Raw genomic sequence first — 12894 nt, 5'->3', positions numbered from 1 at the left:
TCCTAAATTTTTGGTATGCAGAATTTATAATTTTCTTTTGATATTATCTCAACATTTACATCATAAAGTTGGTTTATATTTTCAACTGTTAGTTTATCATCAACTGTCCCATAATCCAAAACTTTTCCATCTTTTAACATCATAACTTTATTTGAAGCATACAAAGCATGATCTGGATAATGTGTTGTTTTTACAAAAGTATATCCCTCATTTGCTAACTCTTTTAAAAACTTCAAAAGTTTTAGTTGGTTTCCATAATCTAGTCCAGTTACAGGCTCGTCCATAAATATGATTTTTGCATTTTGTGTTAAAGCACGAGCAATAAAGGCTAGTTGTCGTTCTCCCCCACTAATTTGTGAGTATATTTTATCTTTTAAATGTAAAATGCCAACTTTTTCTAAGTTTTTTATAGTTATCTCAATATCTTTTTGTGAATAGTTTGAAAATAGATTTATATGTGCCAATCTTCCCATCAAAACTACATCAAAAACTGTATAATCAAAAGGTATTTGATGTGTTTGAGGAACATAAGATATGAGTTTTGCTAACTCTTTATTTTTATAATCATTGATATTTTTTGATAATATTTTTATATTTCCACTACTTTTATAAATTCCCAAAAGTATTTTTAATAAAGTGGTTTTTCCACAACCATTTTTCCCAATCAAAGATAATATATCTCCTTGATGAAGTTCAAAATTTATATCATTTAAAACCTCTTTTTTTTGGTAAGAAAAAGAGATATTTTTTGCATCAATTAAAAGCATTAAAAACCTTTTTTTGCATTTTTTAAAACCAAAATAAATATTGGTATTCCAATAATTGATGTAACAATACCTATGGGAATTTCAAAGCTAAATATCATTCTTGAAGTATTATCAACAATAAGCAAGAAAATAGCTCCTATAATAGCACTTATTGGAAGAACTATTTTGTTATCTGCTCCAAATAAAAATCTTACAATATGTGGAATAATAAGCCCAATCCAACCTATAATCCCCGCTAAAATAACACTTAAAGCACTTATAAAAGTAGCCACTAAAATAACAACAATTTTAATTTTTTTTGTATCAACTCCTAAAGCTTTTGCTTCTTCATCTCCTAAACTTAAGGCATTTAGGTATTTTGATAGAAAAATCAAAATAAATACTCCTAAAAGCATAGGAATAGTTAAATTCCAAACTATGCTTGAAGTACTAAAAGATAAGCTCCCCATAAGCCAATAAGTAATCGCTGGAAGAGTATCATAAGGATCAGCACTATATTTTAAAATGGAAAGTAATGCTCCAAAAAGCGAACTACTAATAATCCCACCAAGAACTAGGATAATCATATTCTTTGCATTTGAATAAATATAAGAGATAAAAAGTGCAAAAACTACTGCTAAAAAACCAAAAATAAATGTACTAAGATTTATGAAAAACCAAGACCAACCTAAAACCATGCCTAAAGCTGCTCCAAAAGAAGCACCACTTAAAACTCCCAAAATTCCAGGAGAAACAAGTGGATTTACAAACATAGCTTGAAAAGAAGCTCCTGAAATTGCGAGAGAAGCCCCAATCATTGCTGCAGCTATAATTCGTGGTAATCTAATATCAAAGATGATACTTTTTAATAAGTCATATTGCTCTTTTGATAGATTTGATTCAAAACCAAATAGTGCTTTTAGAAAATTTAAATAGTTATCAAATGAAATTTCATAGTTGCCAATAAATAGAGAACTATTTATCAAAACCACTAAAGCAATAATCAAAAATAGATATTTATTCAATATCTTTTCCCATAATATGATTTAATTGCTCATCGCTTATTTCTAAGCCTAAAAATAGTGAATAAAACTCTTTTGCATCTTTATTTATATCAATTTGATAAATATCATTGTGTAAGATATGAAGTAACCACTTAAGACCTAATATTTTCATAAAAGATGGTGGTCTATCAAACCAAGAAAATGGTCCTTTTGGTAAGAAATATACCCTTTTATTTTTTACTGCATCTATAAATTGCCATTTTGGGTCATTGTAAATCTTTTTATAAAACTCTTTTTCATAAACCAATATAACTTCTGGATTGTATGATAAAACTTTTTCAAAATTTATAGCTTGTTTTCCATAAGTGTTTGAATTCTGGCATTTGTGTACATTTTGTCCACCAGCAAAAGTTATAAGTTCAGATCTTACAGAACTATCACATTCAGTTTCAAGTCCATTATTTCCTTGAGCATAATACACTTTTGGTTTTTTTGTAACTTTTTTTGATACTTCTTTTGCTTCATTTAAAACTTTGTTTGCATAATCTTCTAACTCTTTTGCTCTTTTTTCATTTGAAGTTAATTTACCTAAATATGAAAATGAGTTTATAATATCTTCTAAAGTTGAAGATTTGATATAGAAAAATGGAATATTTATATTTCCCAAACTATCTTTTATTTTTTTTTCACTTTGCTCTTTTGAAGTTTCACTTAGTAGTATCACATCTGGATTTATTTTTAAAATCATCTCACTATTTGGAGTATTTCCTTTTCCAAACCAACCACCAATAATAGGAAGATTTTTTATATCTTCATCTATATATTTTGCTTCTATTTCATTAAAAGGGAAATTCAATCCTGCAATTTTACTTTTATCAACAGCATAAAGTGAGTATAAAATTGTAGGAGTTGAGGCATAAATTTTATCTACTTTTTTTATCTCTATATTTTCATCAAACATATCTTTGTAGCTGTTTGCATTTGCATAAAAACATAAAGATAAAATTAAAAAAACTATTTTAAACATAAGGTTTTACCTCTTTTATATATAAATTTAAAACTTCTTTTGCTCTTTTTGTAGAAGTTGTGAGTGGCTTTAGAAGTATTGCTTCAATATCAAACTCATTTTTTAAAGCTTTTATTTGTTCAATACACTCTTTTGGAGTTCCATAAATAGAGTTTTCTAAAATTCTATTTTTATCAAATATGGTATTTCTAATATCAATATACTCAGATGTTAGAAGTTTTGCTAAAGTTGGATTTGTATCTTTTGAAAGTCGCATTGAGTTGATAAATATATCTGTACTTTTTTTTGTTTCTTCTTCTATTTCTTTTTTGTCAAAGCCTATATTTATACCTCTTGCTACTCTAAACGATAGCTTTTTACTTGGGTTAAAATTTTGGAAATTCGTGAAGATTTCTTTCATCTTTTCTTTGCTTAAAGCTAAACTTCCAATAAGTCCAAAATCATCTTTTGCACATTTTTCTATCGCTTCAAGTGATTCTGAAGCTAAAAAAATTGTAAATTTATCTTTTATTTTTGGGCGAATTGATATATCTTCACAAGAAAAAAATTTACCCTTAAAGTTTACTTGTTCTTCTCGTAAAAGTTTTTGTATGAGTTCATTTGCTTCAAACATAACTTCTCTATTTGTTAAAGCATTTGTATGAAAAGTTTTATCATAAATAGCAAATGCACCTTTTGCAATACCATATAAAAACCTATTATCATCAAAAGCTTTTATAGTGGCTATTTCTTCTGCTAGTTTTATAGGATTATAATATGGAAGTAAAATTCCAGCTGTTCCTATTTTGATATTTTTTGTTTTTCCTAAAAGATAGTTTACTAGAGTTAAAGGAGATGGAATTACACTAAAGTTGTTAAAATGGTGTTCTGTTATCCAAGCTTCATCAAAACCCAGATTTTCAGCATAACAAACCAAATCAATTTGGTCTGTTATTGCTTTTTGGAAATCTCCTTCCCAATTCTCAAAAAGTGCAAAAAGTGCAGTTTTCATTAGAATTTGTATGTTAAATTTGAGTATATAACTCTTCCAGCTTCTGGATAGCCATAGTTATATTCGTAGTTTTTGTCAAATATATTTGAAGCACCTACATCAATAGTTAATCCTTTTACAAGTTCATAAGCAATTTTTGCATTCCAAATAGCTGCACCGCTTGTATCTTTACTTCTATCATTTGAAGCTGTATGTCTGTTTGAAGAGTATTGCATATTTACATTTGTTGTTAAAGCTTTGATTGGTCTATATGTTACACCTAAAGCAATTTTATGTTTTGGAGCATCTGTTATATCAACTTTTTTATCTTTATCTTCTGCTAAAAGTCTTGTATAACTTGCATCAAAATCTAAAGTTTCATCAAATGAATAGAAATATTCTAATTCATAACCCATATGTTTTACTTTTCCAATATTTTTATTTTGAGAAATATCATTTACTGCATCTATAAGTTCATCTTGTATAAAATCTTTTACATCAGAGTAAAACAATACAGATTTTATACCTTGATTATCAAATATTTTATTTGCTCCAATTTCATAATTGATAGTTTTTTCAGGCTTTAATTCTGGGTTTGGAATATAACTACCAAATCTATAAGAATATCTTTCTTTTAAACTAGCAAACCTTGTTTTTTTAGCAACTCCTGCATAAAGCCCAAAAGTTTCATCAATATCATACTCAACTTTAATCATAGGATTGAATGAATCAGAATTAGCATGTTCAAACTCATTACTATAGTTTGCGTCAGGATTTTTATTGTTAGCTTCTTTCACTTTATCTTTATCATAACTAATTCCAGCAATTACTCTAAAATCATCAGTAATTCTAAAAGTATCTTCTAAACCAATTGATAAATAATCCATTTTCTTAACATAAGTTATTCCACTATCATTGTCTTTTTGTGTATCTTGCTTTGCATGAAAAGCTAATTTTAAACTATTTCTTTGTGTATCATATTGCCCAAGTTCAAGTGAAATACCTTTTGTAGTTGCATCATAAGGTGTAGGGTCAAATTTTTGTTTATTAAATTTTTCATTAGTAAAGAAAAGCATATTATCTTCATATTTATCATAGAAAACTCTACTTTTTAAATACCCTAAATCAAAGTTTGTATTTGAAAGAAAATAAAAACTCTCTTTATCTGAATAATCCCATTGTCTATAAGGATTACCTTTTTTACCATCTGTATAAACATTAACAGGCATTCCTTTATTTGTTTTCTGATTTATATAGTTGATAGCATATTCATCTGTATCATTTGGAGTATATCCTACTTTAAGATTTATATTTTTATCTTCTTTGTATGAGTTTACTCTATGCCCATCATCTTGAACAGAATTTGAGTTAAAATTACTCGACATAGGAACATAATCTCTATCTAAATAAGAACCACTAGCTTGGATATAGTATTTACCTTGATTTGTTCCTAAATTTAAATAAGCTTTTCTTCCATCTCCACTAAATGCTCCAGCAGATATTGTACCTTCAAACTCTTTTGTTGGTTTTTTTGTAACTAAGTTAATTGCACCTGCAAAAGTATTTACTCCCAAAAGAGTAGAAGTTAAACCTTTACTTACTTGAATTTTCTCTAAATTAAAAGTTGTATAGTTTGATAAATCCACATAACCTTCACTTGGAACATTTATAGCAATACCATCTATAAATATAGGAGCATGCCTTGCACTAAAACCTCGAATAGATATTGTTTGTTCACCTCTTGCTCCATATCCATATATATTTATACCACTAATTGTATTTAATGCCTCTACAACCGTATTTTTTTCTTGTAGTTTCATATCTTCACTTGAAATTTGATTGCTTTTAAATTTGCTATCATAATTATTTCCAGCTATTATATTTACTTCACCTAAGTAAGTTGTTTCATTGGCAAGCAATGAACATGTCATAACTGCAGTTGCAACTGCAAAACTCAATTTTTTTGTCATTTTCTTCTTCCTTTGTTTATTTTTGTATATAACGATTATTAAAAAAAATTATACTCCTTGTAAATTTGGAGTAAATGCTTTTGTGCTTACATTTACTATTTGACCAATTTCTAAATTTTGTGCTTCATTTTCACTTATTACAACTTCTACAATTTGTTGTCCAATAGCTATGATTGCTACATTTATAACATCTACTTTTTTTATATCCAAAAGTTCACCTTCAAAGCTAAATTTTTGACTACCTTTTGTTTTTAATAAAATATCTTTTGGTAAGCCATCTTCAACTATTTGTCCATTACTCATAACCAAAACTCTTGATGCTAATTTATACATTTCACTTGGGTCATGACTTACCATAATAGAAGTTGTATTGAACTCTTTATGTAAAGTTAAAATATCATTTTGAAGTTTTACTCTCATTGATGGGTCTAAAGCTGAAAGTGGTTCATCTAAAAGTAGCAATTTTGGTCTTTTCATCAAAGCTCTACATAAACTCACTCTTTGTTTTTGTCCACCGCTTAAGCTATTTGGATATCTATTTTTTAGTTCATACATATCTGTAAGATTTAAAAGATGTTTTGCTAACTCTTTATCTTTTGTAACATAAAGTAAATTATCAATAACACAAAGATTTGGAAAAAGTGCATAATCTTGAAAAACAAATCCTATATCTCTTTTTTGAATAGGTTTTGATATTTTATCATTTAACCAAATTTCATTATCTACAATTATTTCTCCATTTGCTTCTTCAAGTCCAGCTAAAGTTCGTAAAATAGTTGTTTTTCCACTTCCACTTACCCCACTTAAAGCTATAAATTCACCACTATTTATATTTAAATCTACTTCTAAAAGCATTTTTCCAGAACTCCCATGAAGCTCTTTTTTTATATCTAGCTTTATCATCTAAAAAAACCTATCTTTTTTTTGATTACCATTGAAAACATAAACTGCAAGAAGAGTTAAAAAACTCATTATAATCATAATCAAACTATAAATATGAGCATCTTTGTAGTCCAATACTTCAACAAATTCATATATTGCAATAGCTGCAACTCTTGTTTCATTTGGAATACTTCCACCAATCATCAAAACTACTCCAAACTCACCAACAGTATGTGCAAAAGTTATAATAAGTGCTGTTAAAAGTGATGGTTTGATATTTGGTAATGCAACTCTTAAAACAGTTGTAAATTTGCTTTTTCCACTTATATAACTAGCTTCAAGCATATTTTTATTTAAACTTTCAAATCCACTTTGAAGAGGTTGAACCATAAAAGGAAGACTATAAATACAACTTGCTATGATAATTCCATAAAAATTAAATACAAGTTTTATCCCAAAATAGTTCTCAAAAAATTGCCCTATTGGAGAGTTGTGAGATAATCCCCAAAGAAGATAAAAACCTAAAACAGTTGGAGGAACAACCAATGGCATTGTACAAAGCGATTCCAAAATTGGTTTAAATTTTGACTTTGTTTGAGATAAATACCAAGCAAGTGGCATACATAACACAAACAAAATCAAAGTCGTAATAAATGCTAATTTGAAAGATAGCATAAAAGGTGCATAATCAACATTTAGTAAATAATCAATCATTTAAAACCCTATTTATAGATAAATCACTAGCTTTTATCAAGATATTTATTTCATCATCTTTTTTTAAGTTTAGTCTTATTGAAGACTCTTTTGTGATAATGCTTTCTAAAGTAGTATCTTCTATTTTTAGTTTGATACTACTTAGAAGTTCACCATTTTGTATATCAGTAATTATTGCAAGAGCTTGATTTGATAGACTAATATTTTCTATATGATTTTTAGATATTACAATATTTGTAGGTTTTACAAGAAGTTCAACTTTTGAGCCTATTTGTAAATTGCTACTTAAATCTAAACTCATCATTTTAAAAGTGTTATTATGAAAATCAAATTCTACTATATTCAAATTGTCTTTGTTTTGAATACTTTTTACTCTTGCAATCATATTTATTTTACCAAATAACCAAAATTTTTAAATATCTCTTTTGCTTTAGAACTTAAGATAAAATCATAAAAAGCTTTAGCTTCGGCATTATCTTTTGCTTTATTTAAAACTACTATTCCTTGATCAATTGGAGTATAAAGTTTTGGATCAACACTTACCCAATGAACATTTTCTTTATATTGAGCCATTTTATCTTCATACAATAAAGATTTAGCGATAAATCCAACATCAGCAGCAGTTAAAGCATATGTTACAGCTTGAGAAATTGATTCAGCATAAACAAATTTACTTTCATTTTTCTCTAAAATATTTGCATTTTTCAGTGCTTCAATAGCAGCAGTTCCATAAGGAGCAGTTTTTGGATTTGCAATCGCAACTCTTTTGATAGTGTCATTTGAAACTATTTCTATTCCTTTTGAGAAATCTAGTGGTTTTGCACTTAATATTGCTAAGCTTCCTTGAGCATAAACAACAGGCTTAGTTGCTGTTAAATTCTCTTTATATAAAGTTTCAGGGAATTTCATATCAGCACTCATAAAAATATCAAATGGTGCACCATTTTGAATTTGAGCTGTGAATTTTCCACTAGCTCCAAGAACTACTTCTATTTTTGTGTTTGGATTTGTTTTGTTAAATTCTGCTATTAAATTATTTATTGCATAGCTAACATTTGCAGCAACTGCGATATTAACTGTTCCAGCAAAAACAGATGAACATAATAGTGCTAATCCTAAAATAATCTTTTTCATACTATCTCCTATCTTCCTATCATAATATCAGATGCTTTTATAATAGCATCAACTTTTGTTCCAATTTCTAATTTCATATTAGAAACAGAATTTGCAGTTACAACGGCAACTATCTTATCTTTATCTCCGATATTTATTACAACTTCTGCATTAACTGCACCTAAACTTATATCTTCAATAGTACCTTTTAAAGAGTTTCTTGCACTAAGTTTTAAATCACTTTGAGTTGATAATAAAACATTGCTAGATTTTATCACTGCAATAACTTCATCTCCAATTTTAAGCCCTAAATTCTCAACAGAATTATTTGTTATAATAGAAACTATTGAGTTTCCACTTTTTAGTTTTATCTCTATTTCAGCGTTTACAGCTCCTAGTGAGATATTATCAACTACACCGATTATTTGATTTCTTGCACTAATTTGCATAGATAACCTCCTTATAGTTTTTAAAGTTCCAGTATTCAAATCAGTAATTCGATTTAGATTTTCAATAAACTTTTTTTGCTCTTCTTTTAGTAAAAAATATGTTTCTAAAAGATTTTCTCCATACTTTGTAAGAGTTGTTCCACCGCCACCTGCTCCACCAGTTTCTCTTAAAACTATTGGAGTTGTTGATAAATTATTCATAGCTTCAATAGCTTCCCATGCACCTTTATAGCTCATCGGGACTTCTTTTGCTGCTTTGTTTATCGAACCAGTTTTTTTTATAGCCATAAGTAGTTCAATTCTTTTTTCAAGCAAAAAAGGTTGATTCAAAATTTCTAAAGTCAAATTAGATGATATTGGCATATATAATCCTTTTGTTATATTTTGAGATATATAACGTAGGCAAATAGTATCGTTATATATCTTAATAAATATTGATTTAAATCAAAATTAATATGATATTATTACAAAGTTTTACTAAGGATACACAAATGGAAATCAATGAACTTTTAATAGATTTTATTGCAACAACAGTTTTTAGTTTCTTAATAGGGTTAGAAGTTAAAGCTTATGGATTAAAATTTCATGAAAATGATATAAAAACATTTTTTGGAACAACCAGAACTTACACTTTTATAGGTATTGTAGGATTTATATTTTATATATTAGAACCAAATAATTTCTTCATTTTTATATCAGGATTTATATCAATAACAGTTCTTTATACTATGCTTTTTAATAAACTCCTTGAAAATAAGAAAAATAGTATAGTACTTTTTCTAGTTGCTATGATTGTATATAGTTTTGGTGCATTAATAGATATTTTTCCATTTTGGTTGGCTTCTTTAATTTTTGTTGTAATAATATTTTTACTGAATGCAAAAAATAAATTGTTCAATTTCAAACTAAAAATAAATATCTATGAATTAGAGACTTTAGGAAAGATTATTCTTCTTTCAGCAGTTGTTTTGCCACTTCTCCCAAAAGATACAACTATACCTTATCTTGGAATTTCTTTATATAAAATTTGGCTTACAGTTGTAGTAATATCAACTATTTCTTATTTAAGTTATATAGTTCAGAAATATATTTTCCCTTCAAAAGGTTTACTTTTAACAGGAGTTTTAGGAGGACTTTACTCTTCAACAGCAACAACAGTTGTTTTATCAAAAAAATCTCAATGCTTAGAAAATAGTGATATGTTTACAGCTTCTGTTGTAAGTGCAACTTTAATGATGTATCTTAGACTTAGTGTAATTGCAGCTATTTTTAATATGGAAGTTTTTAAAATCATTGTTTATCCATTTTTAGCATTTGCAGTTATTTGTTTGCTAATAGTTGGTATTTACTATAAAAAAGGTTCTCATATAGTAAATAATAATGTTGAATTAGAAGATTCAAACCCCTTAGAATTAGGAACAGCATTCGTGTTTGCCTTTTTGTTTGTTGTGACTATGCTTATTACAAATTTAGTAGTTAATAGTTTTGGTACAACAGGGCTTAATATCCTTTCTGTAATAATTGGATTTACAGATATTGACCCGTTTATTTTATCTTTATTAGCTGGAAATTATAATATTGATAGTTTATCAATTGCAGGAGCGATTATTATTGCTGCTGGAAGTAATAATATACTAAAAGCTTTATATACAGTTTGGTTTGGAAAGAAAAAAGCAATTTCAAGTTCAATTTGTTTGATGATTTTAGGTATTTTAACAATATTTGTAGGATTAATTTTATAATTTTCCTACATATGGTTACACTTTTGCAAATTTTTAATTATAAGATTTTAAAATATATACAAATAAAAAAAATTTCTGATATAATCCAAAAACAAAAAGATTGATAACCGATGAGTATAAAACTTACAGCAGAAGTTTAACTAAAACACTATACTCATCGCTTATTAATTAATCTGCATTTCTTTTAAATAATCACTAATTTTTGGAATATTATCTTTTCTACAAATCAAGCAAGTTGGAATATTAGCTTCATTTTTTGGTAAAACTGTTATTTTGATATCTTTATCATAACCCATTTTTTTAACTATACTTGTTGGAAGTAAAGATTTGCCCATACCCACTTTTATACACGAAAGAATAGTTTCTAAGTTTCCAAAAGGTAAAGTTTTTTCAACATATATATTTTTTTGTTTGTAATAATCTTTTAAAAATTCATCATAAACGCAACCATCTTTAAAACTTAAAGCTACATTTGGAGTATTTTCTTCATAAGGTTCTAAAATAGCTATCTCTTCTTCAAATTTTTTTAATATTATTAAACTATCATTTCTTGGCTCACCACTAATAAAAGCTATATCAACTTTATAATCTAAGATTAATTGCATAATATCTTTTGTAGTCCCTGTAAAAAGTTCTAGTTGCATTTTTGGAAAATCTTTGTGAAGTTGTATTAAAAATGGTGAAATTCGTACAACTGCATTGCAATCAGTTGAACCAATTTTTAGAGAACTTATATTCTTATCTTCAGTTAAACTAGCAATAGAACTTTCCATTTTATGTATTATTTCTAAAGCTTGTGGATAAAACTTCTCTCCACTTGAAGTTAATATAACACCCTTTGGAACTCTATGAAAAAGCTCTAAATTCAATATTTTTTCAAGTTGTTTTATTCTTGAAGTTACATTTGATTGGCTACATTTTAACTCATTTGAAGCTATCGATATACTTTTATTATTTGAAACACTTACAAAAACTTTTAATAAATTTAAATCCATATCATTTTTCCTTATATCATCTATCATTATTGATTATTTGACATAGAATAATCTTTAGTGATATGATAGCCAAAAAACTAAGGAAGAGAGTTTTATGTTAAGAAGATTATTCGATAGAAATGATAATTTAGCGATTTTAATTGCTGGTATATTTTCAATTATCATAGGTATAGGCGTTGCACGATTTGCTTTTACTGGGCTTATCCCTCTTATGATAGATGAGTATTTAACTATTAAATTTGTAGGGATTTTAGCTTCTCTAAATTTTGCTGGATATTTAGCTGGTTCTATATTTTCGGTATTTATAAAAAACATAAATATCAAAGTATATTTTTATAGATTTGGAATAGTTTTAGCTATTGTTACAACTTTTATTTTAGCTTATAGTAAAGATGATACACTTTGGATGATAGGAAGAGTTTTAGGTGGATTTGCAGGAGCTATGTGTTTGGTTGTAGGATCTGCAATTGTTATGCAAAAACTCAAAATCGAGAGTAAAACAAAAGCGATGGGAATACATTTTAGTGGAATAGGATTTTCTATTTTGACTACTGATTTAATAGCAAGATATGTTTTAAGTTTGGGTTATACTTGGGAAGATGCTTGGAGTGTACTTTGTATATATGCTATTGTTTTATCTTTTTATGCAATGTATATTTTATCTTTTGATAAAGAAGTAAAACAAGCTCAAATAAAACAGAAATTTGATTTTACTATTTTTACTCCATTTGTTATTCTTTTGATTATGGCATATTTTGCTGAAGGTGTAGGATTTGTTGTTCAAGCTACATTTTTACCAGATATTATAAACAATCTTGCTGGACTTGAAGGATATGGAAGTTTGACTTGGACTTTAGTTGGTATTGCTGGAATTCCATCTTGTATTATTTGGATGAGATTGGCTCATAAATACGGAAGTGTAAATATCATCATCATAGCCCTACTTTTACAAGCTATAGGGATTTTAATCCCTGCTTTTACAACAAATATTTATTTAAATTTATTAAGTGGAGTTTTGTATGGTGGAACTTTTATAGGGCTTGTTGCACTTTTTATGAATTTGGGTGGGCAACTTTCAAAGGGGAATCCAGTTGTTTTGATGGGTGCTTTAACGACTTCTTATGGTATAGGACAGGTTATCGCACCTCTTTATAGTATATATTTTATTGAAAAATATGGCAATTATGATTATGCTCTATATTTAACAGCTTTGATAGTTTTAGGAGGAGTATTTTTACTTTTTATAGCTAAAAAGTTTGAAAAAGAGAAAATTTAAGCTAAA

General features: G+C 27.4%; 13 protein-coding genes. 2 read left to right on the top strand and 11 right to left on the bottom strand.

Annotated features, from left to right (window positions below):
- Positions 1-2 precede the first annotated feature (2 nt).
- The 10 genes from ACNSOS_RS06785 to ACNSOS_RS06740 are packed head-to-tail and all read right to left on the bottom strand — an operon-like array spanning position 3 to position 9238.
- Positions 3-767 (bottom strand): ABC transporter ATP-binding protein, encoded by a 765-nt coding sequence (locus ACNSOS_RS06785; RefSeq protein WP_418184688.1) that lies wholly within the window; start codon positions 765-767, stop codon positions 3-5.
- Positions 767-1771, bottom strand: a complete 1005-nt coding sequence (locus tag ACNSOS_RS06780; protein WP_418184687.1) for a FecCD family ABC transporter permease — start codon at positions 1769-1771, stop codon at positions 767-769. Before ACNSOS_RS06780 ends, ACNSOS_RS06785 begins: the two co-directional genes overlap by 1 nt.
- Positions 1764-2777, bottom strand: coding sequence for an ABC transporter substrate-binding protein (locus tag ACNSOS_RS06775; RefSeq protein ID WP_418184686.1), 1014 nt, complete (start codon positions 2775-2777; stop codon positions 1764-1766). Before ACNSOS_RS06775 ends, ACNSOS_RS06780 begins: the two co-directional genes overlap by 8 nt.
- Complete coding sequence (locus tag ACNSOS_RS06770; protein WP_418184685.1) at positions 2770-3768, bottom strand: LLM class flavin-dependent oxidoreductase; 999 nt, start codon at positions 3766-3768, stop codon at positions 2770-2772. Before ACNSOS_RS06770 ends, ACNSOS_RS06775 begins: the two co-directional genes overlap by 8 nt.
- Positions 3768-5717: a TonB-dependent receptor plug domain-containing protein gene (locus ACNSOS_RS06765; RefSeq protein WP_418184684.1), complete on the bottom strand. Its 1950-nt coding sequence runs from the start codon at positions 5715-5717 to the stop codon at positions 3768-3770. The genes ACNSOS_RS06770 and ACNSOS_RS06765 overlap by 1 nt, the downstream gene beginning before the upstream one ends.
- A gap of 48 nt (positions 5718-5765) precedes the next feature.
- A complete protein-coding gene (locus ACNSOS_RS06760; RefSeq protein WP_418184683.1) occupies positions 5766-6620 on the bottom strand; it encodes an ABC transporter ATP-binding protein in 855 nt (284 codons plus the stop codon).
- Positions 6621-7313 carry a molybdate ABC transporter permease subunit gene (gene modB / locus ACNSOS_RS06755; RefSeq protein ID WP_418184682.1) on the bottom strand — a complete coding sequence of 231 codons (693 nt, stop codon included), beginning with the start codon at positions 7311-7313 and terminating at the stop codon, positions 6621-6623.
- A complete protein-coding gene (locus ACNSOS_RS06750) occupies positions 7306-7698 on the bottom strand; it encodes a TOBE domain-containing protein (RefSeq protein WP_418184681.1) in 393 nt (130 codons plus the stop codon). Before ACNSOS_RS06750 ends, modB begins: the two co-directional genes overlap by 8 nt.
- Positions 7699-7700: 2 nt before the next feature.
- The gene (modA, locus tag ACNSOS_RS06745; protein WP_418184680.1) at positions 7701-8447 is read right to left on the bottom strand and encodes a molybdate ABC transporter substrate-binding protein; all 747 of its coding nucleotides are present in this window, start codon (positions 8445-8447) and stop codon (positions 7701-7703) included.
- Positions 8448-8455: 8 nt separating this feature from the next.
- Positions 8456-9238: a TOBE domain-containing protein gene (locus tag ACNSOS_RS06740; protein ID WP_418184679.1), complete on the bottom strand. Its 783-nt coding sequence runs from the start codon at positions 9236-9238 to the stop codon at positions 8456-8458.
- A 128-nt stretch (positions 9239-9366) separates the two neighbouring features.
- Between ACNSOS_RS06740 and ACNSOS_RS06735 the strand changes: the two genes are divergently transcribed.
- Positions 9367-10617 (top strand): MgtC/SapB family protein, encoded by a 1251-nt coding sequence (locus ACNSOS_RS06735; RefSeq protein WP_418184678.1) that lies wholly within the window; start codon positions 9367-9369, stop codon positions 10615-10617.
- 164 nt (positions 10618-10781) lie between these two features.
- Here the strand turns inward: ACNSOS_RS06735 and ACNSOS_RS06730 are convergent, their stop codons facing one another.
- Positions 10782-11612, bottom strand: a complete 831-nt coding sequence (locus ACNSOS_RS06730; RefSeq protein WP_418184677.1) for a LysR family transcriptional regulator — start codon at positions 11610-11612, stop codon at positions 10782-10784.
- Positions 11613-11706: 94 nt separating this feature from the next.
- Here ACNSOS_RS06730 and ACNSOS_RS06725 point away from each other — a divergent pair, with 94 nt between their 5' ends.
- Entirely contained in the window at positions 11707-12888 is a 1182-nt protein-coding gene (locus ACNSOS_RS06725; RefSeq protein ID WP_418184676.1) for a YbfB/YjiJ family MFS transporter, read from the top strand.
- Positions 12889-12894: the final 6 nt, after the last annotated feature.

Origin of the sequence: Aliarcobacter vitoriensis (genome assembly GCF_048320235.1) — a bacterium.
Classification (GTDB): Bacteria; Campylobacterota; Campylobacteria; order Campylobacterales; family Arcobacteraceae; genus Aliarcobacter; species Aliarcobacter vitoriensis.
The sequence above is the reverse complement of the archived record's forward strand: the minus strand, read 5'-3'. Positions and strand labels throughout refer to the sequence as shown.

What these genes read in the sequence shown, in the direction of transcription:
- ACNSOS_RS06785 (WP_418184688.1), bottom strand. Translation starts at nt 767, where the DNA reads ATGCTTTTAATTGATGCAAAAAATATCTCTTTTTCTTACCAAAAAAAA.
- ACNSOS_RS06775 (WP_418184686.1), bottom strand. Translation starts at nt 2,777, where the DNA reads ATGTTTAAAATAGTTTTTTTAATTTTATCTTTATGTTTTTATGCAAAT.
- ACNSOS_RS06770 (WP_418184685.1), bottom strand. Translation starts at nt 3,768, where the DNA reads ATGAAAACTGCACTTTTTGCACTTTTTGAGAATTGGGAAGGAGATTTC.
- ACNSOS_RS06765 (WP_418184684.1), bottom strand. Translation starts at nt 5,717, where the DNA reads ATGACAAAAAAATTGAGTTTTGCAGTTGCAACTGCAGTTATGACATGT.
- ACNSOS_RS06760 (WP_418184683.1), bottom strand. Translation starts at nt 6,620, where the DNA reads ATGATAAAGCTAGATATAAAAAAAGAGCTTCATGGGAGTTCTGGAAAA.
- modB (WP_418184682.1), bottom strand. Translation starts at nt 7,313, where the DNA reads ATGATTGATTATTTACTAAATGTTGATTATGCACCTTTTATGCTATCT.
- ACNSOS_RS06750 (WP_418184681.1), bottom strand. Translation starts at nt 7,698, where the DNA reads ATGATTGCAAGAGTAAAAAGTATTCAAAACAAAGACAATTTGAATATA.
- modA (WP_418184680.1), bottom strand. Translation starts at nt 8,447, where the DNA reads ATGAAAAAGATTATTTTAGGATTAGCACTATTATGTTCATCTGTTTTT.
- ACNSOS_RS06740 (WP_418184679.1), bottom strand. Translation starts at nt 9,238, where the DNA reads ATGCCAATATCATCTAATTTGACTTTAGAAATTTTGAATCAACCTTTT.
- ACNSOS_RS06735 (WP_418184678.1), top strand. Translation starts at nt 9,367, where the DNA reads ATGGAAATCAATGAACTTTTAATAGATTTTATTGCAACAACAGTTTTT.
- ACNSOS_RS06730 (WP_418184677.1), bottom strand. Translation starts at nt 11,612, where the DNA reads ATGGATTTAAATTTATTAAAAGTTTTTGTAAGTGTTTCAAATAATAAA.
- ACNSOS_RS06725 (WP_418184676.1), top strand. Translation starts at nt 11,707, where the DNA reads ATGTTAAGAAGATTATTCGATAGAAATGATAATTTAGCGATTTTAATT.